Source organism: Alteromonas sp. S167 (assembly GCF_036864375.1).
Taxonomy (GTDB): domain Bacteria; phylum Pseudomonadota; class Gammaproteobacteria; order Enterobacterales; family Alteromonadaceae; genus Alteromonas.
Genome location: NZ_JAZETR010000002.1, coordinates 241,193 through 265,682, shown reverse-complemented (window position 1 = coordinate 265,682; position 24,490 = coordinate 241,193). Strand labels below are relative to the sequence as shown.

Genomic DNA, 24,490 nt, shown 5'->3' with positions numbered 1-24,490 from the left:
AAGTAAAAAAGTGTTTCTTAGAACATTACGCTGATAGTGTATTTTGATCAAACCGTGTAATGTTGTTTAATGAATAGATACAAAGCAGTACGTAATGGGTATTCCGTTACTAGCCGAAGTGTAGAAAAGAGCTTGAAAAACAATGACCCAACGACGCCCGCTATTTAAACATATCCGAAATCACGCCACGTTATTTGATGAACTCTCTCGGTATCGCGATGCAGCAGTTAAAAACCTAGGGTACGCTGACTATGAGTTTCACAAAACCCCTATGTTTGTTACGCCTGAGGGGGCTAGGTTAACCATTGAACCTGAACGAAGCATTGTTGTGCCATCAGTTACTACTTTTTCAGGTTTAAAGACAAAACTTTCTTCCGCTATTCCTACTCTTACCATGGTGCCAAAAAGTGAGATTGGTTACCGATATCCCACAGCAGCATTGGCGGGTAAAGATGCGCCATTTATTAAACGTATGCGCTCTGAGTATTTTCACCGTGTAGATGAAGATAGAAGCATCTGTCGTCCGGTAAACCTTTCTTACGGTATCAAGAGTAGGGGAAAGGCAGATAACCGATTGGAATATGAAGTATGGATGCCTGACGAGGCACCCGATCAAAACCCATTGCCGCTGCTTATCGACAGATATGGCGAAGACTTGCCTGCAGATATTCGACACTTTGTTGAGCAGTCGTCAAAGGTTCACGGTTGGATGGGAGTGAAGCGTGCGGCATTTGAAGCCTTGTACACGAACACACAAGAATGTGGCAATTTGATAATGTGCATATCAATGAGTGTGGATGCATACAATATAGGCGCAAAGCCCGACTTGTCGTATTCGCCAGAAGCCGAAAGCTCAATTGCCCTAAGCAATGCCGAGTTTGAATGGGAAATAGAAGGGTATTATGCGCCAAGGAACTGGAAATTCGAGCACGACATGGTGTGGCACGCAATAAATCACACGCTTGCAAGCTTAAGCACGCCGCTTGACGATATGTATGCTAACCATATTTTACCCATTGCAGAAAGTAAAACAGAGCGCATTTTATCTACGCTAGCTTCGCTTGGTGTACAGCAGCAAGAAATAGACGCGTTGAACCTTCAGCCCTGGGAGTTCTTATCAAGCCATAGCGAGCACAGAGTTAAAGCTCACGATCCTAGCCGTTCGGTAAATTTGTTAGGCCGCCTTAATCGTCTGTTCTACCAACCTGAACAAAAGCTTCCCTCACTCAACTGGCTGCACGATCTTACTGCTTAGCTTAACCACCTTTTCACAAACTCCCTCATTTTTAGCGTAACAAATCCGTCTTATTTGTTAATTTTTGTATAAAATTACCATTATTTTGTAAATAACTTTCATTTTTGTGGTGATCTGTTTGTTTTTATCGTTATTTTCGTAATTAAATTACATAAAATGCTTTATTTATTGAAAGTTTTGTTCATTATGTACTCATCGCTTAGGTGATATCTAATTTAGTTACAAAATAGGAACACATTATGAAACTGTCTACTTTCGCTATTGCTTTTACTTTATCTGTTGCAGCTGCACAGTCTTTTGCTAAAGACGTACGCTTGCAACCTGTAAACAACAACGTTGAAACTCAAGCTTGCCTAACGGCGGCAAAAGAAGGTTTTGGCCCTGCGTTACGCTTCATTCGTAACAGCGGCTACAATGTAGAAGAATTTAACGCGTCATTACGTTGTAACGGTGAGTCACTTCGTACTTTCGCTTACATGTACAAAAACAACAAAGAGACTAATGCAGCAAAAACAATTGCATTAGTTGCACGAAACAAAGATGTTGCGTCTCAAGCTTGCCTTGAAGCACTAACAATTGGTAAAGATGCTGCACTAGCAAAGTATGGCCTTGAAGGTGAAAATATCATCTGCAACCACAAAAATATTAACGACTTCGTTCGTCAATACAGTGTGGAAAATGTGGTTGTTCGCGCTAACGTAGAAGCGGAATAATACACTAACGCCTAACGGCGATTAGAAGAACAGTTTCATGGCCTTTTCCCCAGCTTTTAATACAGCGAAGGGAAAAGGTCTGACACTTACTACGTTATAAAATTCTATTCAGAGCGAATAAGATGGAACGCTGTTTGCCTGCCATCTAAAAACGTTACGTTTTTACCATCAAAAAACGCGTCTTCTTCAAGCATAATTCTAATTTCTTTACCCCACTCGGGAACGTTACTTGCTGCGTTTAATTCAATAGAATACGCCGTGTCTGGGTACATTGGGTAATCTCCTTTGGTTGGAACGCCTTCTTGGGCATCCCACATACCAATAGTTGGTCCGGCAGCATGACCATGTAAACCCAATGGATGTGTGTAAATAGCAGGTGTAATACCTTCTTCAATGGCTTGCTCTCGCGACATTTTCAATATGGTGTTACCGGTACGACCTCGCTTGAAATTACTCATCAGAATGTCTTGCAGTCTATTACCAGCAGCTAATGCCGCTTTTAATCCTTCAGGAGCGTCGGTTTCACCTGGCTTCAAAATGTAAGCATGTTGTTGTTGGTCGGTGTTGAGTCGCAAGTAGGTAATCCCAAAATCAACATGAATAAGGTCCCCCGGTCTTATAACATTTTCACCAGGGCGTTTACTGAATGCTTTTATTTGATCGAAGGCTTCATTGTCTGCGCGTTGAATAGATACCGTAGGATGAAACCAATTGGTTAAACCTAGTGCACGGGTTTGATCGCGAAGCCACCATACCACGTCATCGGTAGTGGTTTTGTTGGGGGTAATAACGTCATTGGAAAACGCTTTGGCAATTAAATCATGGCCAATTTGAGTAAGGATAGGGTAGTGCTCCATCTCCAGTGCACTGCGGGTTTCTAACCACCCAACAGCTAGCTTTTCACCTGAAACAACACGTTTTTTTAGCCTTGGCGTTAAAATAGACATAAAATCGTTGTGCTCCGACGAGGTCATGCCATCAGCCAGCGCAAAGGCATAAGACTTGTTGATAGCAATCTTCTTTGGGTCGCGTTGTTCAATAATATCGCGCAATGCTTGCCATTGGTCGGGCTGTGCCTCTTTGTCCCAGGCTTTCTCGAACAGTTCGCCAACAGCATAGCGAGCAACGGCAAGTCGCTCTAGTGGTTTGCCGTCACCTGGGTTGTAGATAACAAGCATGGTGTGACGTCTAGCCGAAATCCATGTCGAGGGCAGCATGGTTTTTAATACGGGGTCTTCATTGTATTCACGCGACATAATGACCCACATATCAATACCTGTACGGTTCATAATATCTGGCAGTACGGTTTCGAATCGCTCGACTAATATGGCGTCAATTAATTCACTGCGCGCTTTCATGTTCATTATTGTATTGGCATGAGCAGTAATGCTTAGCAGTGAAAGTGCGAAAATCAGTGTGCGTAGCATAGTAGTTCCTTTTTTATTGCAATGACTCGCCTAAGACGCTTGTATTGAAAGGTTGGTTATCGATGCGATTACCTTTGATAGCTTTGCTTCGACAATCATTGCCCTAATACCTTTGCGTTTATTTCCTCTTTTGTAACATTTGTTATTACTGAATGGGAAGTGCTGTTGGGTGTTTTGTGTACAGTGATGTGGCTGTGTTGAAGTGTATACAATGAAGGAACGAGTGTGTATGCCAAAGCTCGTATGACGTAGCTTGTATTCTATTGCGCGCCTGTCTTTAGTGTGACCTAACAGTTACAATACCCTACATTGTTATCGTAGGTTAAAAACCAAAACGCAAAGGTCAGTAAAAAAGCCTTTGATAGAAGGTCAATAAATCTGAATGCACCCAAAAAATATTCATAAAGACGGCTATCCCATTGAGTTATTGTGTCGGTCTTATCCACCTTTGAAATCATTCGTTATCAATGCCAAAAGCGGTAAAAAAAGTATCGACTTTTCTAACCCTCAGGCTGTTGTAGCGTTAAACAGAGCACTGTTGAAGCACTATTACAATGTGGACTATTGGCAACTGCCAAGAGGTTATTTGTGCCCGCCAGTGCCTGGCCGTGCAGACTACATTCATGGTATTGCTGATTTATTGACTTCTGCTACATATGAAAATAACCAGCAAGAAGGCGTGACGGGTTTAGATATTGGTGTTGGTGCAAATGCCATTTACCCCATTATTGGTAACAGTATTTACGGGTGGTATTTTGTTGGCAGCGATATTGATGATGGTGCTTTGCAGAATGCACGGGATATTGCCAAGAATAATGCCCATTTAGCTTCACATTTTTCGTTGCGTAAACAAAGTAATGCGCAGGCAATTTTTAGTGGTGTTATCAAGCCTGACGACTTTTTTACGTTCACTATGTGTAACCCTCCTTTTCACAAGTCAGCCAAAGAAGCATTAGCGGGAACGCAAAGGAAAACCAGTAATCTGGCGAGGAATAAACAAAAGCGAGGAAGTAAGCCTGCGCGTTTACCTAAAGACAGTGCGAACCTTAATTTCGCTGGCAATAGTAACGAGTTGTGGTGTGAAGGTGGCGAGCTGGCGTTTATCCAAAAAATGATAAAAGAAAGCACGTTGTTTAAAAGTAATGTGGGTTGGTTTACTTGTTTAGTGTCTAAAAGCGCCCACTTAAAGCCCCTTGAAACAAGTATTCGTTATTACAACGCCACCAAGTTTAAAGTGGTTGAAATGGGGCAAGGTAATAAAATAAGTCGCTTTATTGCATGGTCGTTCCAATAACCTAGAAAAAACTACGGTTGTGAATTTGTTGTAATTGTCGGCTTTGCGACAGTTTGAGGCCCGCGGTAGCAATACACTGCAAAAAAAGCCATAAAGTGGAAAGCGACCAATGAAAAATGTAGAGCAATATCTTAGCGAATACGCCGATTATCATCGCGACCAACGCAACATTTACACACATTACATAGGCATTCCTCTTATTGTTTTCTCTGTGTTTTGCTTACTGAGTAAACCTGCTTTTGCGGTAACCTTACCACTTTTGGGAAGCACGATTATTAGCCCTGCTGTAGTGGTATGGTTAATCGGTAACCTGTTTTACTTAAAGCTAGATGTAAAACTTGGCGTGGTCATGGCGGCGGTTACTGCTGCTATGGTGTACTTCGCCATGCCTATTGCAGCTAATAGCGTTTCGGTTTGGCTAGCAATATCGGTAGGTATTTTTGTAGGTGGTTGGGCATTACAATTTGTCGGTCACCATTTTGAGGGCAAAAAGCCTGCGTTTGTTGACGATATTATGGGGTTGGCAATTGGGCCACTTTTCGTACTAGCTGAACTAAGCTTTGAGCTAGGCTTGCGAAATGATCTTAAACAAGAGATAGAAAAAAGAAGCGGGCCTGTTCGCTCTTGATTCGCTTAATATTCGGCGAAGTACGTCATTCAATTATGAGAAAAGCAGGCTGTAACTAACAACCTGCTTTTTTTGTCATCTTTTTTTACTTTTTTATGCCTGCATCTTTTCGATAGTATCGCCTCGAAGCTTAAGCTTCGACGTGGCAAATGCATCTCGAGGAAGCATTTTCAATTTCTCGGCATAAGACATTGCAGTAGGTAATACCGCTTCTTGTGCAACCGCAGCATCAATAAAGCCAGCTTTAACTGCTTCTTTACCTTCAAATATCCGTGAAAACAGCAATGCTTCTGTTTGGCTTGTATTGACAAGTCGCGCTTTTGCTAATTCCATACCAAAAGGTGGAAGCACCATTCCAATGGCTGTTTCGTTTAGGCCGTACTTGGTGTCGGCATCTTTACCTATGCGTAAGTCTGACGCCATTAGTAAAATGGCACCCATTGCGATGCTATGTCCCTCGGCAGCCGCAATGACTGGAAGCGGGTAACTATATAAGCGAACAATAAGTTCAGCGCCCGCTTGCACTAGCGCGTGTTGCTTATCGGCATCACCCGACTTCATTACGCTTAAGTCAAAACCGCCACAAAACTTGCCTTCGCCGCCGTGTAGTACAACAGCTTTCGCATTTTCTTGTGCATCATCAAGTGCGTTATTAATTTGCTCAATAAGCGTAAAGCCCACAGCATTCACTTTGCCGTCGTCGAAGGTAATAACAGCAATATCATTTTCTATTTTGTAATCGAAAGCCATGTATCGTCCTGCTTAAATTATGTTTAGGGTAATTCGATAGCGATAATGATACACCAGCGCTGTTATTACTCAATTTCTTGTATGTATTGCTGCGTAAGCGCTTGGGTTAATTTATTTTTGTACCGTCTCTGGCGGCGTCTTGCTTTGGCATTGTTTGCCCGCCACTGCTGTCGCTTGTCTTTTACAACAGTTTCCAAATCATCAGCGTCATTGATGTGTACTATGTCGGTTAAAGACGTTCGTTTGGTCATGAAACTCTCCCGAGACTAGAAAGAAAATGCTTGCTGCTTGTCTCGCCATTTAAGCGATGCGTTATTTAATGTGTGTATACAAACCTGCTGCGTCGCTATTTCAACGCTGAGCTTCGCTGCAGACCTTGCTTGCTCTAATGTCATATTCTTATAGGCTGGCGTTGGAATTGCCTCGTACCACGCGCGTCCACATACGTTGTCTAAAATTACGCGTTGGAAGCAGTGGTCGTGCTGAATAGGCCACCTTGAGGGATGTTGTGCCGCAAGTTTTGGAAGAACTATTTTGCTGTAATGTAAGTAGGTTGCTATTGCCGTGTCTTTGTCAGTTTTCGAAACTTTGGTCATTAACTTAATACACACTTTCTAACTATTCATAACACTGCTTTATTACTGGTAAGAGTTTACACGACAACGCATGAATTCGGCGTTACACTAAATTCATATTTAGTTGCGCTATGCGCTTTTATTTCACGGATGTCTAATGCGCCCTCATTTAAAAATACTTGTTATTGAAGACGCCGCCGATTTACTTGAACAAATAACTTCAAGTATTGGCAATACGATAAGCTACTTTGACCGCAGTGATGTAGAGATAAGCTTGATTGAAGCAAGTTCGGTATCTACTGCCTTGCAATACATTAGAGATGATGGTGATATTCAAGCGGTAGTTTTCAGCTGGGATGTAGCCGCAAAAGAAAGCGAGCTGGTCAGCGCTTCGGCAGATAGCAGCACGTTAAACGACATCACGTTAACCGACAACGCGTTAAGTAGTGAGCTTGCATCTGAAAGTGCTCCTGTTGAAAACAATGCTAGGGTTATTGATGCGATAAAAAGCATTCGTCCAGAGCTTCCCGTTTACGTACTAGGCGATGCAGTGAAAGGGTTAGACATTGTTAATCAGGCAAAAGGCATAGAGTCGTTTTTCTATCGCAACGATATTATTAGCGATCCTGAGTCAATTCTTGGTTACATCATCAACGATTTCGACGATAGAAACGAGACGCCGTTTTGGACTGAATATAAAGACTATGTGGTAGAAGCAAACGACTCGTGGCACACGCCAGGCCACAGTGGTGGGGCTAGCTTCAGGAATTCACCTTACATCAGTGATTTTTATCGCTTCTTTGGCCGCAACGTGTTTGTCAGTGATTTATCGGTAAGCGTAGACTCTTTAGGCAGTTTGTCGGATGGCACTTATGCTATTGGTAGAGCGCAGTCTGCTGTGGCCAATACGTTTGAAGTACGACACTCGTATTTTGTGACTAACGGCTCTTCAACATCGAATAAAATAATTCTGCAAACGTTACTGCGTGAAGGGGATAAGGTAATTGCCGATCGCAATTGTCATAAATCGGTGCACTACGGCATTATTCAAGCTCGCGCTATGCCGGTGTATTTAGACAGCGTGTTTAATCCGCAGTACGGTATATTTTCGCCGCCTAGATTAAGCCAAATTAAAACACTGATTGAAGAGAACAAAGACGCTAAGCTCGTTGTTTTAACTGGGTGTACGTACGATGGTTTGCTTACCGATTTAAAGCAAGTGGTAACCTTAGCGCACAAATACGGCATTAAAGTATTTATTGATGAAGCGTGGTTTGCGTACTCACTGTTTCACCCTGCATTACGTGACTATTCGGCCATCGCCGCTGGCGCAGACTACATTACGCATTCAGCGCACAAAGTAGTTTCTGCTTTTTCTCAAGCCTCTTTTATACATGTTAACGACCCTGACTTTGATAAAGACTTTTTTAAAGAAGTTTTTGCTATTCACACCAGCACGTCGCCTAAATACCAGCTTATTGCTTCGTTAGATGTGTGCCGTCAACAGCTTGAGATGGAAGGCTACAAAATTCTGAACGAGCTGCTAAGTAATGTGGCTGAGCTAAAGTCGCAAATGGCGAAGTTTAAGCGTCTTAAAATATTGTCAAAAGACGACTTTACGCAAATGTTCGAGCATTTTGAAAGCGACAACATAGGTCACGACCCGCTTAAAATTCTTATTGATGTGTCGGCCTTGGAGTATTCGAATCAGGAAATTCATCGCTTTTTAATGGATGAGGTTGGACTTGAGATAGAGAAATTCACGCATAGTACAATTTTAGTATTGCTAACGTTAGGCGGCATGCGCTCTAAAATTGTGCGCTTATATAATGCCCTTAAGCGTTTAGATGACGGCGCGGTGAATTTAAGCAAACGGAAAAACAAAAGCCCGCTTCCTGCTGATATACCGGCCATTAAATTGGACGACTTACCTTCTAAAGCGTTTTTTAGTAAGCGCGAGCCCATTGCTTGGCAAAACAGTGTTGGCCGAATTGCGGCAGGCTTAATTACGCCATACCCTCCGGGAATTCCACTTATTGTGCCCGGACAAAAAGTAGAGCAAAAACACTTAGACTATTTGCACGCGTTAGCAAGTCAGAAACTCACCGTACAAGGAATTTACGACGGTGATATTTATGTGGTTTGCGAAGATTAGCGACGCAGTTAAAAACTAAGGTAGTCATTCAAAATTACAAGGCGGTGATATTTGTTACAAAACCGCCTTGGGGACAGTTTACGGAAATACCGCTTTCATTAAGATGAGGTTGCCTCGTGTTGAGGCTAACCGGTCTTAGCTTAGCTGGCGCTGGTGGCTATATTTCTGGAAGCTCTTTTTCTCAAGGCAATTCTAGTAACGTTGCTTTACAAGTTGTAACTACTATTGGTGAGTAAATTATGGTTGATGTGAAGGTGTATGGAGACAACATTACCTCAGTAAAGGTACTACGTGTTTTGCGCACAGTATTACCGGTTGATTTAAAGCAAGTGACAGCAATTGCCAATGATATTGAAACGGCACAAGTATTTACCCTGTTACAAGGTGTAAGCGAAGCATACGCCACCGCTTTTATTAACGAGCTTGAGGAAGCCGGTGGGAAAGCCAAGCTATGCTCAAGTGTTTGTGAGGAGGCAAGCGTATGTATGCCTCTTTCCGAGAGCCGACGCCGCTGGAATAAGCTGGGTATGTTGGTAGATGCCTAATTCATCTTCATATCAGTATAGGAAGTGCTAGTTTTTCTATGTGCTGTAGCCATTAAGCTAAAACACGGACGCGTGTTTTAGCTGTTTATTTTTTTGCCCTCAATAGTCATGTTTTAACACCCTCAATTTACTGGGTATGCTTGAGTTTTACGTCAGTTGGCTTAAACTTGCGGCGAATTTCTTGAAAGGTTGGCATAAATGAAACTAAGTGATGTGAAAAAACTCCATCAAAAAAAATATAGAGCGCAGTTTGGGTTCTATTTGGTGGAAGGTGAGCACTTAGTTTTAGAGTTATTAAACGTGCTAAAACAAGCATCTGCTGAAGCACCAAATGCCAGCGGTATTACGCTTTACGCCACTGAAAGTTATCGTGAGTGGGTTACCTCGCATTTTGGTACTGTTGATAAACACTATAAACTAGAAGTAGTGACTGAGCAGCAAATGCAGCAGCTTAGCGATACGCCATCGCCGCAGGGAATTATTGCTAGAGTACCTTTAGCTTTTGCAGGAAATCCACTGGCAAGAGAGGCAAAAAAAAGCACAAGATACGTGTACTTATATGAAGTACAAGATCCGGGCAATTTAGGTACTATCTTAAGAACGCTAGCGTGGTTTGGCAACTTCACACTTCTGCTAAGCCCTAACAGCGTAGACCCATTTAATTCGAAAGTGGTTCGCGCCAGTATGGGCGCTATTTTCCATGTAAACATGGAATTAAATGTACCGCTTGAAACGCTTAATACCCGATTTAGCAAATTTGCGTATTTAGACATGCAAGGCACGCGAATTGGTGACAGTAAGTTTGCTGATTATGAGTGTTATTTGTTTGGCAACGAAGCTCGGGGTGTACCATCAAATACAATTAGTACACTAAACGCCGACGCATTCACCATAAACGGAAGTGGTAAAATAGACTCGTTGAATCTAGCCAGTGCAGTGAATATTTGCGCTTATGAGTTATCTCGCTAGAAACCTTTAACGCTTTCACTTTCATTCAATCTACCCATTAATTACGCAATAACAGGAAGCAACCATGGCATTACAATGGTTTCCAGGGCACATGCACAAAGCCCTGAAAGAGATTAAAGAGTCGCTTAGTCAGGTAGATATTCTTATTGAAGTGCTGGATGCGCGTATTCCTTATTCAAGTGAAAACCCAGAAATTGCGAAAATTCGTGGCGATAAGCCCTGCATTAAAATTCTTAATAAATACGACCTTGCCGACCCTGAGATAACGGCAAGATGGCAAGAGAGTTTAGAAAAAGAACGTGGCGTAAAAACCATCACAACGTCTAGCGATAACCCGGGTAACAGCAAGCAAATAATGCAGCTAATTCGTTCGATTTGCTCAACGAAAGACGCCCAGCCTAAGGCCATAAAGGCCATGATTACAGGTATTCCTAATGTGGGTAAGTCAACGCTTATTAATATACTAGCCGAGCGTACCATCGCCAAAACTGGTAATGAGCCCGCGGTAACAAAAAGCCAGCAGCGTATAAACCTGGGCAGCGGTATTATTTTGTTCGATACGCCGGGAGTACTGTGGCCGAAGCTGGAAAACCCTCACTCTATTTACCGTTTAGCATCATCAGGCGCGGTGAAAAACACGGCTATGGAATACGATGATGTTGGCTTTTTCGCTGCTGATTACCTAATAAAAGCCTACCCAGAAGTGATGCAAGAGCGTTATAAGCTTGAGCACCTTCCTGATACTGAGATTGAGTTCTTAGAAGCTGCGGCTAAACAGCGCGGTGCTATTCAAGCCGGTGGCCGTGTAAATCTACACAAAATTTGCGAGATTTTGTTAAAGGAGTTGCAGTCGGGTAAGTTGGGGCGAATTACGCTTGAAACGCCTGAAATGCTGGAAAAAGAAAAAGAAGAAATGGTGTTAGCGGCCGCCAAAAAAGCAGAAGCAAAGGCTAAGCGTAAAGCAAAGTTTAAAACTGGCTCATTAACACCCGACAAAAAAGATCGTAAAGAAAAACGAGAAGAAAAGCGCCAAGAGCAAAGTCGCCGGATGAAAAAAAATCGTAGATAGTTTTCGAAATATTGATAAATCTATGATTTTAAAAGTATTAAAAAAATATAAAAAAGTTGCATCCAATTACATCTAACGATCGTTAGGTTTACATGCTGTTTGTGAACTCATGTGACGCTGAAGGAAACTTGGTACCGTCTGTATCAAAGGCCATTAAGGTTACCGGTGAAATGTCGAACATGTGTATGTAGGTGAAGTATGAGAGTAATGTCGTGGAGTACATCACTCAACAATTACTTTGGCTCGTTTAAATCGTTAACGCCACCGAAGAAAAGAACATTGGTGACGGTGGATAATAAAACGGCACCTATAGCTGACATGAGAGCGCTTGTGAAACCCGGCGTGGAAAGTGCCATTCACATGAAATACGCGGGCGATCATTACATGGTTATTTTGGATGATGAAGATGCCCCCATGTTTCGATTTAGTCCTAATGGCGTAGAGGTAAACACAGAAAGTAAAGGCTGGAAGGAATTAGCAAGAAAACCCTACACCTCAGACCGTAAGTGGGTGAAGCTATCCTCACAGCCTTCATATACGTGGCCAGACAGTCGTCTTCAACAAGAAAATGACGCAACGTGGAAAATCCCCGTGTTCTGCCATCAAGACAAGAAGGTCAAATTTATACAAGGCAGTTGGCAAAGCGTCGCTTCTTTGTAGTAAAGGCTTAGGCACTGGACATGCCTGAGGAAACAATTCCTGTTTCTTTTGTCCCGTTCCCGCAGAGGTTGAGTGCAACATAGTATTCCCTCTGCGTTTTTTTACACTTTTTCTTAATCGATTTAGAAAGTGCTTGCAATTAAACGATGTTCATTGATACTTACATTTTGTTTACATTTGTAAGGTTTACTATGCGCTTTTTTGTGTTTGTTATTTTTTGGTTTTCTTTAACCGTTTCAGCCGCTGAAGTGAGTGTACTTTCACCAAATAAAAAACTAAAACTGGTATTTAGCGACAGTGGAAACATTGCTCAATACCGCGTTGAGTACAATGAAAAAGTGGTTTTGGGGAGCAGCAAGTTAGGCTTTACATTTGCTACCGCAGCACCAATGTATCGAGATTTTACGTTAACTGAAAAAAGTCGTAATTCTGTCGATGTTGTGTGGGCTCAACCATGGGGTGAACAAACCAACATCAGAGATCACCATAACGAGCTGATAGTTGCTTTTTCGCACCTGCACAACAAAGAAAATATGTTTTCAGTTCAGGCACGCGTATTCGATGATGGCATCGGTTTTCGCTATATCGTCCACGGTAATAATGAACGCACAATTACAAGAGAACTTACGGAGTTCAATTTTGTTGACTCGCACAAAGCGACAGCTTACTGGATACCCGCCCACGGCAGAGAACGTTACGAATACCTTTATCGCACAACACCGCTACAAGAAGTATACAAAGCGCATACGCCATTTACTGTAAAATATGATGGTGGGCTGCACGTTGCCATTCACGAAGCCGCATTGGTGGATTTTGCTGGTATGAGTTTAGATAAACAAGAACTCGGACGATTCAGTGCTTCTCTTGCGCCAAGTCACGACGGTGCTTTAGTAAGGAAGGTTGGCCCATTCAAAACGCCATGGCGAACCATAACCATTGGTGAAGAAGCGGTAGATTTAGTGAACTCTTACATTGCGTTGAACCTAAACGAGCCGAATAAGCTGGGAGATGTGAGTTGGGTAGAGCCTGGTAAATACATTGGTATTTGGTGGGGCATGCATATCGATAAATTTACCTGGGGTTCTGGAGAAAAGCACGGTGCTACTACAGAGCGCACAATGGCCTACATGGATTTTGCTGCTGAGCATGGGTTTGATGGTGTGTTGGTCGAGGGGTGGAATAAAGGATGGGATGGCGATTGGATTGCCAATTCGGAACTTTTTTCTTTCACTCAAAGTTACCCAGACTTTGACCTAAAAAAAGTGACTGATTATGGCAAAGAAAAAGGCGTTAAGCTTATAGGTCATCACGAGACCTCGGGTGGTATCACTAATTATGAAGCGCAAATGGGGGATGGATTTGCGCTGTATGAAAGTCTAGGTGTATCGCAAATTAAAACAGGCTATGTTGCCCACGGGCAAAATCTTAAAGTAAAAGATAATAATGGTAATATGCGCTATGAGTTTACCGACAGCCAACGCGTTGTAAATCACTTCATCCATAACGTAGCCACCGCTGCTAAATATAAGTTATCTATTAACACCCATGAGTCGGTTAAAGACACTGGTTTACGCAGAACCTATCCAAACTGGATTTCAAGAGAAAGTGCCAGAGGGCAAGAATATAATTCAGGCTGGGCAGCGCCTAATCCGCCTGAGCATATTCCAATGCTAGCTTTTACACGAATGTTGGCAGGTCCAATGGACTTCACCCCTGGTATTTTTAATTTCGACTATGTTCGCATTAATGATGGTGGAAAAGAGTGGGGCAAGGGAGACAACATGAGGCCAAGAACCACGTTGGCTAAACAGCTCGCCCAGTACGTTGTGCTGTATAGCCCAATACAAATGGCTGCTGATCTTCCCGAAAACTACCTTGCGAAACCCGATGCCTTTCAGTTTATCAAGGACGTGCCTACAGACTGGTCAGAAACGAAAGCACTTCAGGGCGAAGTTGGCGATTTTATTGCGATAGCGAGAAAATCGCGAAAACACAAAGACTATAGCGGTGATGATTGGTTCTTTGGTGCAGTAACAGATGAAAAAGCTCGAACGCTGAACGTGTCTCTCGACTTCCTTGATAGTGATGAAGAGTACGAGGCACAGGTTTATGTCGATGCGAAAGACGCTCATTGGGAAAACAACCCTTACGCCATTGAGATCACGAGAAAAACAGTGAGTTCAATAGATGTGATAAAGCTAGACTTGGCACCTTCCGGCGGCGCAGCTATTAGATTTAAAAAGCTATAAAAATGCTACTTTCCGTTTTGGAAAGTGATTGCTATTGCCAATTGTGGTGGTATGGTAAAGGATAAGAATTCAGCGCTAAGTGCTTTTTCATCCTCACATTTGGCGAAAAAACTGTTTAACACATCATTGTAAAAAAGAGAATTATCATGCGAAACGTTTCAACTTATTGGTACTTTAATAAATTTAATTACTGATTGCGCCTGACCACGAGTGTTCAGGAGCAAATAGTCGCTTCTGGGCATCACGGTAATAACGTTTTGCAAAAGCCCAGAAGGTTTACACCATCTGGGCTTTTTTATGCCCGAATTCTTCGGAAAAGAAACAATGAAAGAATTAACGTTAGGCGACATTAGAAAACAACACAGAGTTAAACAGGAAGTAGTGGCAATGGCACTTTCGGTAACGGCATCGGGCGTCAGTAAGCTAGAGTCGAAACGTATTCAAGATGTATCTCTGCAGCGTGCTGCCGCATACTTAAGTGCAGTAGGTGGTAACATGAAAATTGAAGTAACCATGCCAGACGGGGCTACTCTTCAGGTTGGGTAACAAAGCGCGGGGCTTAGCTATAAGTTGTCAAATCAGCAGCGGTTAGCGTTTTTTGAAAGGCGTTTGTGCGCTAGACTATGCTGATTCTTTGCCAATACTTTGCACAGACACTGTGCCTGAACCACTGTTTAGGAGCTTAACATGGCCGTTCACGAAATTACTCATCCGTTAATTGCACACAAAATTGGTTTGATGCGATACGCGAAAATTAGCAGCAAAGACTTTCGCGAGTTGGCCTCTGAAGTGGGTAATTTGCTAACTTACGAGGCCACGCGTACGCTCCCAACTGAACGCGCTACGATAAAAAGCTGGTCTGGTGAAAACGTTGAAGTTAAACAAATTAAAGGTAAGAAAATAACCATAGTGCCAATTCTTCGGGCTGGCTTAGGTATGCTCGACGGTGTGTTGAACTTGATTCCCAATGCAAAGATAAGCGTAGTAGGGTTGTATCGTGACGAAGAAACACTTCAACCGGTTGCCTATTTCGACAAGGTGGTTAAGAACATAGACGAGCGTACGGCCCTTATCGTCGACCCGATGTTAGCCACTGGGGGCACGTTAATTGCCACCATCGACCTTCTTAAAAAGAAAGGCTGTACCAAAATTATGGGGCTTTTTCTTGTAGCTGCACCAGAGGGAATTGACGCCGTTGTGGAAGCGCATCCCGATGTGGATATATTCACGGCTGCTATTGATGAGCGTTTAAACGATAAAGGTTATATCTTGCCTGGGCTAGGCGATGCGGGTGATAAAATCTTCGGCACGCGATAACTAACCCAACTTGTCCAAAAAAATAAAATACTTAAATTTTAATTCTTATACTTATGTACACTAAAAAGCATGAGTTAAACGTTTAAGTTAATGTTATTATAATCGAGCTTGTTTTATCTAGCACGTAAACCCAGCAAACGCTGAATTTACGTGCTCTAGGTAATTACTGTCTAGTGAACAAGAAGCCTGCTTCACGCAAAGAGCTCATAATAATGAAAAAAACAAAATTAACCCTTAAAGATGTCGCTCTGCAATTGGGCGTTTCAACAGCCACTATATCAAACGCCTTCAACCGTCCTGATCAGCTATCTGCTTCAAAGCGCGAAGAAATATTGTCGCAGTGTAAGAAAATTGGCTACAGCGGGCCTAACAAAGCGGCACAGATTTTACGAAAAGGTAAATCAAACATTGTGGCGCTAGTACTCGCTGACAGTATTTCGTATATGGTAAGCGACCCCGTCGCCAGCACATTTATTAAAGGCGTGTCTGGAGCGCTGCAAAAAGAAGGGAAGCACCTACTATTATACCCGGGCGATTCAAAAAGCATTTTAGATGTTGTTGATTTCGTTGATGGGTTTATATGTTACGGTGCGCCGCGAAATGCAATGCTGGTAGACGAGCTTGCCGTAACACCAAAGCCTATAGTTACCGTTGATTTTGATATTGATGACAAGCCCTCAATTAATATTGATAATGAGGAAGCAGCCTTTGAGGTGGCCGATCACGCGTTAAATGAAGGCGATAATTTGGCTATTTTTGGTCTGCGCCTTATCGACTCACCTTCGACATGTCGAATTTATGATAACCCTTTAATTGGTGTTGAAAGCTCTATTTCGCATCGTCGTCTTGACGGCTACCTTCGTGCCGCCAAAGCGAAAAATGTGAATGTGAGTCGAGAGCGTATTTGGCACTTACCTGAAAGTGAGCGTAGCTTTGCGCGTCAAGCAGCAAAAGAACTACTGACTAGCTCGCCTCGCCCTAATGTCGTGCTGTGCATGAGTGACATTATTGCTTTAGAGCTGCTCCATCTTGCGTTAGACATGGGCATAAAAGTACCTGAAGAGCTCCGTATTACAGGATTTGATGGTATTGAAGAATCGCAGAGAACTCGCCCTACTTTAACAACTGTTTGTCAGTCGAGTGCTGCGAAAGGAGAGAATGCTGCTCTGGTACTACTTCAAGCGGTAAGTGGGAAAACAATATTACCGTTTGAAATGCGTAGAGGTGAAACGGTATAGCGCCAGCTATACCGCGGAAGTAAACAATGTTTTTTGTTTCTCAAAGTTTAATGAGCATCGATTAAAAAAGGTGCTCAGCTTGTTTTCTTCAAACAAGTCTCCTTGCTCTTCCAGTGAAGCGGGTTGATGTTGGGCGATTTCTGGAAACACACGATAACCAGCTAATAAGCAGTGCCAAGAGGCTGCACTAAAGTGTTTACCGATGTCTTGCCGCTTAATCTCTTGAACAATATCACCCTTGCGATACCACACATCAAGCAGGCTTAATAATGACTCTGATAGCTGCATGTTTTCTCTGTTATCCGTCCAATACTGACTGTCAGTTCTGCCATTAAGCTTGTAGTGGCACACAATGTAATCGCGTATGCGCTCAAAGCGCTCGGTCATAGCGCTATTAAAGTGTTGCTGATACTTCTCTGTATAATTGCCTTTCGCGTAATACGTAGCAAATTGTTCAATGGTAATTTGTACAAGGTGTAAAGCAGTAGCTTCAAGGGGCTCAATAAAACCCTGAGATAAACCAACGGCAAGGCAGTTTTTCACCCAGTGTTGTTCGCATTGCCCAACACGCATAGTTAGGTGACGCGCTTCAACATCGCTATCTAATAAGTTTAACTTATTGCGCAGCTCGTATTCTGCTTTGTCTTTATCTTGATATTGTTGGCTATATACATAGCCATTACCGGTGCGATTACGAAGCGGAATTTGCCAACACCAGCCATTCGACATGGTGCTAGATTCAGTCTCAACAGGCATGTGATCGATAGCGGGTGTAGCAAGCACAACAGCTGAGTCGTTGAAAAGGTTATTGCTGAAAGACGTGAACGGTACGTTCAACGTTTTTTGTAAAAGCAAGCTGCTAAAGCCAGTGCAGTCGATGAAAAAATCGCCTTTCAATACTTGGCCGTCTTTACATGTTAGGTGGCTTATTGCGCCTGATACAGAGGTGCCTACTGAAGCAATGTCGCCTTCGATATGCTCTACGCCTAGTCGCTTGGCGTGCTGTTTTAAAAATTCGCTGAGTTTGTGCGAGTCAAAGTGATATCCATATTCAATAGCAAAAGGGAAGTTATGCGATGGAATTGGCGCCAAGTTCTTTTTGGCTAAATATCCTCCCATAAAGAACCTGTCAGGCGTTGTTTCAACATCAAGGCCTAACCGTCTTGTCAGCGCATTAACATAGAATGAGCGCTCACTGTGTACGTCTAGCTGACTAAAAAACGGATGTGAATACGATGCATTGTCATCGCCACTCCATCCATTGAATTTAATGTTCACTTTATAGGTTGCGTGGCATGCTGGCATCCACTGATGCTCAGCTATATCCAGAGTTTGAAAAAAGCGTTTAAGCGTTGGAGTAGAACCCTCGCCAACACCTATAGTGCCAATATCTTTTGATTCAATTAACGTTATATCAATAGGTATTGTAGCGAAACGATGCGCAAGTAAGTTTGCAGCCATCCATCCGGCAGTACCGCCACCGGCAATTACAATTCTAAGCGGTTGATTCATGTCGCACTCTGCTTGTTATAAAATTTACATGTGGACGTAGGTCGTTGAATGCCTTGCGGCAAAACAGAAGCTGTAGAAGTAAGGCTGCTCTGATGAGCAGCCTTGTTTTTGGGTTTTTAGTAGAATGAGTAGTTAAGGTTTAGCATGTAAGACGGGCCAAACTCGCGACGAAGCGTCACAATGCCGTTGCCATCAATTGTCTCTTCCTTCTCGTCAGTTAAGTTTTGACCTTGTAGCGCAATACGAAGACCTTCTAAGTATTCAATGCCGCTTTCTGCAAAGTCGTAACTGATTTGCGCGTCAACCTGTGTAACTGCACTACGTGTCGCTGCGTCGATTTTATTCGAGCCACCACGCTGATAAGTCAAGAATTCAGAGCGGTCTGTTGCTGCAACCCTAATTTCAAAACCATTCATTTCGTAGTAAGCCGTTACGCTATACGTATTGTCTGACTGACCCGGTATTTTTGTACCGTCTTCTAGTTCGGCATCAAGAATTGTGGCAGACGCCGCAATACCGAAACCGTCTAGCATATCAGATGCCATGCGAAGAGGGATGTTCGCAGTAAGCTCAATACCCTTCATACTACCTTCAAGGCCATCTTCGAAGAACGAGTAGAAGCCAAAATCAGGTGGTGTTACTAAGTCGCCTGCTTGATAAGGTGTATCTGCAGGGCCATAGTTTCCGTCAACATCAATTACACGGTCGTGGAACCCAGGGATGAAATAATTCGCACCGCCATTCGTTGGGTCATTAGTGAAGTCGATTAGCTGGTTGCCGTCACGGGTCCAGTTAACAAGGTCTTTATAGAACAATGCCACCGACACATAACCTTCGTCTTCAAAGTAGTTTTCGAACGAGATATCAAAGTTATTCGCTTCAAGTGGACGAAGAGTAGGGTTACCTGTGAACTTAGACCATGGTGAACCAAAATTACGCACAGCTTCTTGCGTATTTGGTGTTGCAATTAGCTCAATGTTTTGGTCGAACTTAACAAAACCAGAAGCCTTCATTTGGTCAATTCGAGCGCGGCTAATAGTCTTAGACGCAGCAACGCGCAAATAGCGATTCTCATCAAGTTCCATGCTTACGTTTAAACTTGGTAAGAAGTGTGAGTAAGAGTCGCCCTCAGTAATGATACAATCGGCATCAACAACTTGGTTACCGTCATCATCACATACAGCGAAGTTGTCACCCACGATACCAATAAAACCAGAAGAACTTTGGTCTGTGTCTACGTATTGAGCACCAACATTACCTTTTACTGGAAAGCCACCTACTTCAGTTTCAAAGTCAAGCTGAGCGTAAAGCGTAATAACTTCTTCGTCTATTGTGTAAGTGTCACCTAGACGATCAGGCTCAAGAAGGCCGGCATCGTTTAGCGTGTATTCACCGTCGTTGTATGGAGCAAAACCATCATAAGCCACAACGCGACCGAGGCCTGCCCATGTAAGGTCAGCCAAACCGTTGTATAAATACTGCGTCGGGATTGATTCAGAGAAAGGGTAAGACGAAGCGGTAGCAAAGAAGCCTTTATTGTCTTTAGCTTTGAATCGGTCACTGTAGTTTACACCTGCTGTGAAGGTGTTAAAGATACTCCAGTCAACAAAACCTTTTACTTCGAATCGTGCTGTAGTTAGCTCTTCCTCGAAGTCTGCAAAGTTCAAGAAACCGTCCTGCGCGTTGAAGTAGCTGTATGGTTCGCCGTTTGCCTGTAGTTCGTTAGTAGCAAACTGATCGGCAATATTCGCCATACCGCCACCCCACACTTGAGGTCCAGCAAGTTGTAGTAGTGCAGGGTCAGAGAACGCGTCTAAGCCAGTGCTATCGGTGAAGAAAATTCCATCCTCGCTCATTTGGAATTCGCGTGAACCAAGTTCATCAGCACCTAGCGCACCAGAACGAGCTAGGCCAGCATATGATTCACCGCGCAAGTCACGCTTTTTCGACTCGCTGTTTGCTACATCCACCATTACAGACCAGTTGTCGTTCACATCGTATTTAATGTTTAGACCGAATGTTTGTAGTTCACCGTCTTTTTGTGCAGGGTCAGTACGAAGCACTGGGTTAGCGTTAATTTGCGTCCCCGAGTTGTTAACTCCGGTACCAGTAACGTTTGCGGCTGCAAAGGGTTCGATGAATCCACGGATTACGCCTGAATCAGAGTAATCAATATCAAGCACGTCGACGACAATGTCTAAATTGTCAGTAGGACGCCACTGGAAAATAGCAGAAACTGTATCGCGTTCTAGAACACGGCTGATAGCTTGTGTATCAAGACCGAACGGCAAAATTTGACCATCATCGTTTTCGCCGTAGCCCCATACACCATATTTTCTTTCGTTACGCGGTGATTCTGTTGATGCTAATGCCACAGCAAGACCGATTGTATCGTCGGCAAATTTTTCAACGAAAGAAAGCGCGAATCGGTTACCAGTGTTGTCGAATTCAGGGTTATCTGAATCGTTACCACCCATCTCGTAAACGCCGGTAAATGTGAGCGTTTCTTGTGCCGCCAACGGACGCACAGTTTGTAAATCAACCGTACCACCTAAGCCTTGTACCACAAGTGATGCGTCAGCCGTTTTATAAATAGTTGCACCCGTCATAATTTCTGCTGGATACAAATCGTATTCTACGCCACGGTTGTCACCAATACCGATAAGCTCACGACCGTTTAATGAAGTACCAGTAAAGTCTTCTTTAAAGCCACGTACAGAGATACCTGATGTACGGCCACCTACGCGTTCGCCCGACAGACCAGGTAGGCGCGCTAACGATTCTGCAATAGATGCATCGGGTAGTTTACCAATGTCTTCAGCAGAAAGTGCTTCTACAATTGAGTCATTGTCCATTTTAACGGCTTGAGCTCTCATTAAAGAGCCGCGAATACCAGAGACCTGAATAACTTCAAGTTCTTCGTTGTCTGGTGTCTCTTGTGCTAATGCCATTTGTCCGTGAAGAGCGGTGGTAATAGATAGCGCTATTAAAGCGGGTTTAAATGTTCCAGTATGCTTCATTATGTGTACCTTGCCGAATGTGTGTTAAACAAAGTTTGTTTTTTTACATCAGGTTAACAATAGAGTGGATTTTACAATTTGGCAAGCACTTTCTTAATTGTTTAAGTTTATCTTTAGTATAACCTGTAAGGTGTTTGTTTTGGTTGTTGGCTGCCTTGCTTAATCAATTTAATTTGGGTGAAAGAGTAGTATGCACCTGGAGGGAAGGTTGTTAAGAGTTGTAAGGTAAAACAAATGAAGAATGGTGATTTTAAAGAAAAAGGAGATGGTGTGATGCACGAAGAGAGAAGACGGACCGTGCATCACGCAGGATGTTTATATTTATCTATCCCAAACCAATTCTTTGAAGTGTTTTCGGCACAATGACTCGTAGGTATCATTCCCACCGATTTGAACTTGATCGCCATTAGTCACCGCATTGCTATTTTCATCTCGCCTAACAACAAAGCTCGCTTTACGACCACAATGGCATACTGTTTTTAATTCAGACAGTTTATCGGCCCAAGCTAACAAATAGTGACTGCCCTCAAAGGTTTCACCAAGAAAGTCAGTCCGCAATCCGTAGGCAAGCACCGGAATTCGTAACTCGTCTACAACATCAACTAACTGACGCACCTGCTCTTTAGTTAAAAATTGTGCCTCGTCAATAAAAACACAGTCTAGCTTTTTGTCTTTGCAATCGCTGCTAATCGATTCAAACAAGTCGTCGCCTTTTGCATAAAGCTTTGCGTCGGCCTGTAATCCAATCCTCGATGTCACTTTGCCTACGCCATACCTGTCATCGAGTGCCGCGGTGTAAATAATCGAATGCATACCGCGTTCGCGATAGTTATAAGCTGATTGAAGTAAAGACGTCGATTTTCCCGCATTCATTGCGGAATAGTAGAAATATAGTTGAGCCATGGCGATTAATAGTTTTCGTTATACCAAGTGATAAAGTTACTGGCACTCATGGGTTTGGCGTAGTAAAAACCTTGCAGGTAGTCAGTTCCAAGCGCTGCAAGATGCTCACGTTGGGCTTCTGTCTCTATACCCTCAGCAATAGTTTTGCAGCCAAATTCACGGGCCATCAAAAGCGTAGCGCGTATAATAGTATCACTCTCTTCCGAGGTATTCTGTACAAAAGATCGATCTATTTTTATAAAATCGAATGGCACTGATTGCAGTCTATGAAGAGATGAGTAACCAGTTCCAAAGTCGTCTATCGACACTTTGATATTACGGTCTTTAAGCTGGCTGAGGCGATTGGTGACGAGTTCTGCATTGTTTGCAAACACACTTTCAGTAATCTCGAGACATAAACGCCTAACATCTAATTGGCATCCTTCAAGTGCGCTATCGAGGATTTTTAAAAAGTTGTCATCGATTAATTGTGCAATCGAAACGTTGACAGATAAACGAAGGTGAGACGTAAAGTGCCAATGCGACAAGTCAATTAATGCACGGTTTAACACCCAGGCGCCAATTTCAGGCATCAAACCGCTTTTTTCGGCAAGAGGTATAAAAATAACAGGCGAAACTAACTCATCATCACATTGCCATCGCAATAATGCTTCTACCGACGCTACTTTATCTGAATTTACGTCTATAATTGGTTGATAATAAACCGTTAACTCACCGTTACTAATCGCACTTCTCAAGCGTTCACATAGATGTTGCTCACGTTTAATCTCTTCGTGAAGGGCCCCGCTAAACACGCCCACCGAACCTCGCTGCTTTCGCTTTTGCTCGTACATGGTCAAGTCGGCCTGTTGAATGAGGTCAACCGCTGTTTCACCGTGTTCTGGATACATTGCAATGCCTATGGTGGCATCTAGCGTTATCTGATTGTCGCTGGCAATAATAGGCACGGTCACGCTGCTACGCATAGCATGTGCTACTGCTTTAGCGGTATCTACAGTTGCATAGGGTATTACCGCAAGAAACTCATCGCCTCCCCAGCGCGCTAGGTGGTTTTTTTCGCTGTATTTTTGAAGTCTGGCTGCAATTTCAGCCAAAACAATATCTCCTACCTTATGGCCTAAACTATCGTTTACTTGTTTAAATCCATCTAAATCTATGAACACTATGGCAAGTGAGTTGTGAACAGTGTTTGAAGTATCGAGCAGGCTATTTAAATGTTCTAAAAAACCATTGCGGTTTAATAAATTTGTAAGCGCATCTCGATTGGATAATCTGAATATATCTGCAGTACGTTTTTTAACTTCATTCTCAAGGTTAGCATTGGAAGCATCAAGTTTTTCGTTGGTTTCAATAAGCAGCCTATTTACTTTTTCTGTAGCTATTCGTTCGTGCTCTATTTGTTCTCGCAACTTAGAATACTTAGCTTTGACTTGCACTGTCTGCAGAAAAAAGCGGTTATAACGAAATGCGCTGATGAAAATTCCAGCCCAGAAAACAAAACCTAGCACGCCTAAAATGAAAAACTGCTTGTTGTCGTCAATTAACGCACAAATAGACATAGGCAGTAATAAGGCTGTGCTGTAAAAAGACACCAAAACTATACTGGGGGATAAAACGGTACCGGCACCGCCTGACATTGCAGCTAGTACAACCATTGACGCCGCTAGTTCCACCGTTCCCATAGTGGGGTGAAGCGTGATTGCATAAAGCGCCCAAATGGTCCCTGTTACGTAAAGGCCCAATGAAAAACGTATAAAGACAGGTGAAGGGTTATAAGTAGTATGAGACAGGGAATACTTCCAATAAAAGGAATCGGTAAAGCGCAAACTGCAAACCACGACCATTGCAAGCCAGAATTGACGTTTGAGCGTGTTGACTTGTTCGAACTGGTTATCAAAGAAGAACACTAGGCCACTGAATGCAAGCAATGTCATAATAAGGCCCACAAAACTGTTGCCTACTAACATTCCTACTGTGGCACGTTTTACATCTTCCGCAGAGACTGCGTGCTCATCGAGTTTCAAGTGTTTAACTAACCTTTTTCTTATCGTCTCTGTTCAGTGATATAAAGCATATTTAAGCTTGTTTATTAAGGGTTTAAGTGTAGCTGGTTTTTAAGCATAGCAGACGTTTTATAAGAAAGTGTATATATTTTGTGCTTGTCGATATTAATTTGTATACAGCCAGCTGAAATGAAAGTGTCGAGTGCAG

At 42.9% G+C, this 24,490-nt stretch carries 21 protein-coding genes; 13 read left to right on the top strand and 8 right to left on the bottom strand.

The features are described 5' to 3' along the window. Positions 1 to 142 precede the first annotated feature (142 nt). Together V7R35_RS04395 and V7R35_RS04390 are read left to right on the top strand one after the other, a co-directional pair. On the top strand, positions 143 to 1,255 hold the full coding sequence (locus V7R35_RS04395; protein ID WP_334013493.1) for a hypothetical protein: 1,113 nt from the start codon (positions 143 to 145) through the stop codon (positions 1,253 to 1,255). A 239-nt stretch (positions 1,256 to 1,494) separates the two neighbouring features. Next, positions 1,495 to 1,968: a DUF3718 domain-containing protein gene (locus V7R35_RS04390; RefSeq protein ID WP_334013492.1), complete on the top strand. Its 474-nt coding sequence runs from the start codon at positions 1,495 to 1,497 to the stop codon at positions 1,966 to 1,968. A 104-nt stretch (positions 1,969 to 2,072) separates the two neighbouring features. Here the strand turns inward: V7R35_RS04390 and V7R35_RS04385 are convergent, their stop codons facing one another. Further along, the gene (locus V7R35_RS04385; RefSeq protein ID WP_334013491.1) at positions 2,073 to 3,395 is read right to left on the bottom strand and encodes a M24 family metallopeptidase; all 1,323 of its coding nucleotides are present in this window, start codon (positions 3,393 to 3,395) and stop codon (positions 2,073 to 2,075) included. A gap of 382 nt (positions 3,396 to 3,777) precedes the next feature. Between V7R35_RS04385 and rlmF the strand changes: the two genes are divergently transcribed. Continuing rightward, positions 3,778 to 4,689, top strand: coding sequence for a 23S rRNA (adenine(1618)-N(6))-methyltransferase RlmF (rlmF, locus tag V7R35_RS04380; protein WP_334013490.1), 912 nt, complete (start codon positions 3,778 to 3,780; stop codon positions 4,687 to 4,689). Positions 4,690 to 4,798: 109 nt separating this feature from the next. Continuing rightward, positions 4,799 to 5,317, top strand: coding sequence for an Mpo1 family 2-hydroxy fatty acid dioxygenase (locus V7R35_RS04375; protein ID WP_334013489.1), 519 nt, complete (start codon positions 4,799 to 4,801; stop codon positions 5,315 to 5,317). A 93-nt stretch (positions 5,318 to 5,410) separates the two neighbouring features. Here V7R35_RS04375 and V7R35_RS04370 read toward each other — a convergent pair whose 3' ends face one another. From V7R35_RS04370 to V7R35_RS04360, 3 genes are all read right to left on the bottom strand, one after another. Beyond that, positions 5,411 to 6,067: a crotonase/enoyl-CoA hydratase family protein gene (locus V7R35_RS04370; RefSeq protein ID WP_334013488.1), complete on the bottom strand. Its 657-nt coding sequence runs from the start codon at positions 6,065 to 6,067 to the stop codon at positions 5,411 to 5,413. Between the two features lie 65 nt (positions 6,068 to 6,132). Beyond that, positions 6,133 to 6,318 carry a hypothetical protein gene (locus V7R35_RS04365; RefSeq protein WP_334013487.1) on the bottom strand — a complete coding sequence of 62 codons (186 nt, stop codon included), beginning with the start codon at positions 6,316 to 6,318 and terminating at the stop codon, positions 6,133 to 6,135. Positions 6,319 to 6,333: 15 nt separating this feature from the next. Then, positions 6,334 to 6,663: a hypothetical protein gene (locus tag V7R35_RS04360; RefSeq protein ID WP_334013486.1), complete on the bottom strand. Its 330-nt coding sequence runs from the start codon at positions 6,661 to 6,663 to the stop codon at positions 6,334 to 6,336. A 136-nt stretch (positions 6,664 to 6,799) separates the two neighbouring features. On the opposite strand from V7R35_RS04360, the gene V7R35_RS04355 reads away from it, so the two are divergent. From V7R35_RS04355 to V7R35_RS04315, 9 genes are all read left to right on the top strand, one after another. Further along, positions 6,800 to 8,797: an aminotransferase class I/II-fold pyridoxal phosphate-dependent enzyme gene (locus V7R35_RS04355; RefSeq protein WP_334013485.1), complete on the top strand. Its 1,998-nt coding sequence runs from the start codon at positions 6,800 to 6,802 to the stop codon at positions 8,795 to 8,797. Between the two features lie 239 nt (positions 8,798 to 9,036). Beyond that, the gene (locus tag V7R35_RS04350) at positions 9,037 to 9,342 is read left to right on the top strand and encodes a hypothetical protein (protein WP_334013484.1); all 306 of its coding nucleotides are present in this window, start codon (positions 9,037 to 9,039) and stop codon (positions 9,340 to 9,342) included. A 198-nt stretch (positions 9,343 to 9,540) separates the two neighbouring features. Further along, positions 9,541 to 10,311, top strand: a complete 771-nt coding sequence (locus tag V7R35_RS04345; protein ID WP_334013483.1) for a TrmH family RNA methyltransferase — start codon at positions 9,541 to 9,543, stop codon at positions 10,309 to 10,311. Between the two features lie 64 nt (positions 10,312 to 10,375). Further along, positions 10,376 to 11,380, top strand: a complete 1,005-nt coding sequence (ylqF, locus tag V7R35_RS04340; protein ID WP_334013482.1) for a ribosome biogenesis GTPase YlqF — start codon at positions 10,376 to 10,378, stop codon at positions 11,378 to 11,380. A gap of 198 nt (positions 11,381 to 11,578) precedes the next feature. After that, positions 11,579 to 12,040, top strand: coding sequence for a hypothetical protein (locus tag V7R35_RS04335; RefSeq protein ID WP_334013481.1), 462 nt, complete (start codon positions 11,579 to 11,581; stop codon positions 12,038 to 12,040). 191 nt (positions 12,041 to 12,231) lie between these two features. Further along, on the top strand, positions 12,232 to 14,289 hold the full coding sequence (locus V7R35_RS04330) for a glycoside hydrolase family 97 protein (RefSeq protein ID WP_334013480.1): 2,058 nt from the start codon (positions 12,232 to 12,234) through the stop codon (positions 14,287 to 14,289). 324 nt (positions 14,290 to 14,613) lie between these two features. Further along, the gene (locus V7R35_RS04325) at positions 14,614 to 14,835 is read left to right on the top strand and encodes a DNA-binding protein (protein ID WP_334013479.1); all 222 of its coding nucleotides are present in this window, start codon (positions 14,614 to 14,616) and stop codon (positions 14,833 to 14,835) included. Positions 14,836 to 14,976: 141 nt separating this feature from the next. Next, positions 14,977 to 15,606 carry a uracil phosphoribosyltransferase gene (gene upp, locus V7R35_RS04320; RefSeq protein WP_334013478.1) on the top strand — a complete coding sequence of 210 codons (630 nt, stop codon included), beginning with the start codon at positions 14,977 to 14,979 and terminating at the stop codon, positions 15,604 to 15,606. A 212-nt stretch (positions 15,607 to 15,818) separates the two neighbouring features. Further along, entirely contained in the window at positions 15,819 to 16,844 is a 1,026-nt protein-coding gene (locus tag V7R35_RS04315; protein WP_334013477.1) for a LacI family DNA-binding transcriptional regulator, read from the top strand. A gap of 6 nt (positions 16,845 to 16,850) precedes the next feature. On the opposite strand, the gene V7R35_RS04310 is transcribed toward V7R35_RS04315, so the two are convergent. The 4 genes from V7R35_RS04310 to V7R35_RS04295 form a co-directional block, all read right to left on the bottom strand. Further along, a complete protein-coding gene (locus tag V7R35_RS04310) occupies positions 16,851 to 18,356 on the bottom strand; it encodes a tryptophan halogenase family protein (protein ID WP_334013476.1) in 1,506 nt (501 codons plus the stop codon). A 116-nt stretch (positions 18,357 to 18,472) separates the two neighbouring features. Beyond that, entirely contained in the window at positions 18,473 to 21,376 is a 2,904-nt protein-coding gene (locus V7R35_RS04305) for a TonB-dependent receptor (protein WP_334013475.1), read from the bottom strand. 321 nt (positions 21,377 to 21,697) lie between these two features. Beyond that, positions 21,698 to 22,279, bottom strand: a complete 582-nt coding sequence (locus V7R35_RS04300) for a thymidine kinase (protein WP_334013474.1) — start codon at positions 22,277 to 22,279, stop codon at positions 21,698 to 21,700. A 5-nt stretch (positions 22,280 to 22,284) separates the two neighbouring features. Then, on the bottom strand, positions 22,285 to 24,303 hold the full coding sequence (locus V7R35_RS04295) for a putative bifunctional diguanylate cyclase/phosphodiesterase (protein ID WP_334013473.1): 2,019 nt from the start codon (positions 24,301 to 24,303) through the stop codon (positions 22,285 to 22,287). Positions 24,304 to 24,490 lie beyond the last annotated feature (187 nt).

Bases quoted from the DNA above. Each gene is read 5' to 3' on its own strand.
- V7R35_RS04395 (WP_334013493.1), top strand. From the start codon at position 143: ATGACCCAACGACGCCCGCTATTTAAACATATCCGAAATCACGCCACG.
- V7R35_RS04390 (WP_334013492.1), top strand. From the start codon at position 1,495: ATGAAACTGTCTACTTTCGCTATTGCTTTTACTTTATCTGTTGCAGCT.
- V7R35_RS04385 (WP_334013491.1), bottom strand. From the start codon at position 3,395: ATGCTACGCACACTGATTTTCGCACTTTCACTGCTAAGCATTACTGCT.
- rlmF (WP_334013490.1), top strand. From the start codon at position 3,778: ATGCACCCAAAAAATATTCATAAAGACGGCTATCCCATTGAGTTATTG.
- V7R35_RS04375 (WP_334013489.1), top strand. From the start codon at position 4,799: ATGAAAAATGTAGAGCAATATCTTAGCGAATACGCCGATTATCATCGC.
- V7R35_RS04370 (WP_334013488.1), bottom strand. From the start codon at position 6,067: ATGGCTTTCGATTACAAAATAGAAAATGATATTGCTGTTATTACCTTC.
- V7R35_RS04365 (WP_334013487.1), bottom strand. From the start codon at position 6,318: ATGACCAAACGAACGTCTTTAACCGACATAGTACACATCAATGACGCT.
- V7R35_RS04360 (WP_334013486.1), bottom strand. From the start codon at position 6,663: ATGACCAAAGTTTCGAAAACTGACAAAGACACGGCAATAGCAACCTAC.
- V7R35_RS04355 (WP_334013485.1), top strand. From the start codon at position 6,800: ATGCGCCCTCATTTAAAAATACTTGTTATTGAAGACGCCGCCGATTTA.
- V7R35_RS04350 (WP_334013484.1), top strand. From the start codon at position 9,037: ATGGTTGATGTGAAGGTGTATGGAGACAACATTACCTCAGTAAAGGTA.
- V7R35_RS04345 (WP_334013483.1), top strand. From the start codon at position 9,541: ATGAAACTAAGTGATGTGAAAAAACTCCATCAAAAAAAATATAGAGCG.
- ylqF (WP_334013482.1), top strand. From the start codon at position 10,376: ATGGCATTACAATGGTTTCCAGGGCACATGCACAAAGCCCTGAAAGAG.
- V7R35_RS04335 (WP_334013481.1), top strand. From the start codon at position 11,579: ATGAGAGTAATGTCGTGGAGTACATCACTCAACAATTACTTTGGCTCG.
- V7R35_RS04330 (WP_334013480.1), top strand. From the start codon at position 12,232: ATGCGCTTTTTTGTGTTTGTTATTTTTTGGTTTTCTTTAACCGTTTCA.
- V7R35_RS04325 (WP_334013479.1), top strand. From the start codon at position 14,614: ATGAAAGAATTAACGTTAGGCGACATTAGAAAACAACACAGAGTTAAA.
- upp (WP_334013478.1), top strand. From the start codon at position 14,977: ATGGCCGTTCACGAAATTACTCATCCGTTAATTGCACACAAAATTGGT.
- V7R35_RS04315 (WP_334013477.1), top strand. From the start codon at position 15,819: ATGAAAAAAACAAAATTAACCCTTAAAGATGTCGCTCTGCAATTGGGC.
- V7R35_RS04310 (WP_334013476.1), bottom strand. From the start codon at position 18,356: ATGAATCAACCGCTTAGAATTGTAATTGCCGGTGGCGGTACTGCCGGA.
- V7R35_RS04305 (WP_334013475.1), bottom strand. From the start codon at position 21,376: ATGAAGCATACTGGAACATTTAAACCCGCTTTAATAGCGCTATCTATT.
- V7R35_RS04300 (WP_334013474.1), bottom strand. From the start codon at position 22,279: ATGGCTCAACTATATTTCTACTATTCCGCAATGAATGCGGGAAAATCG.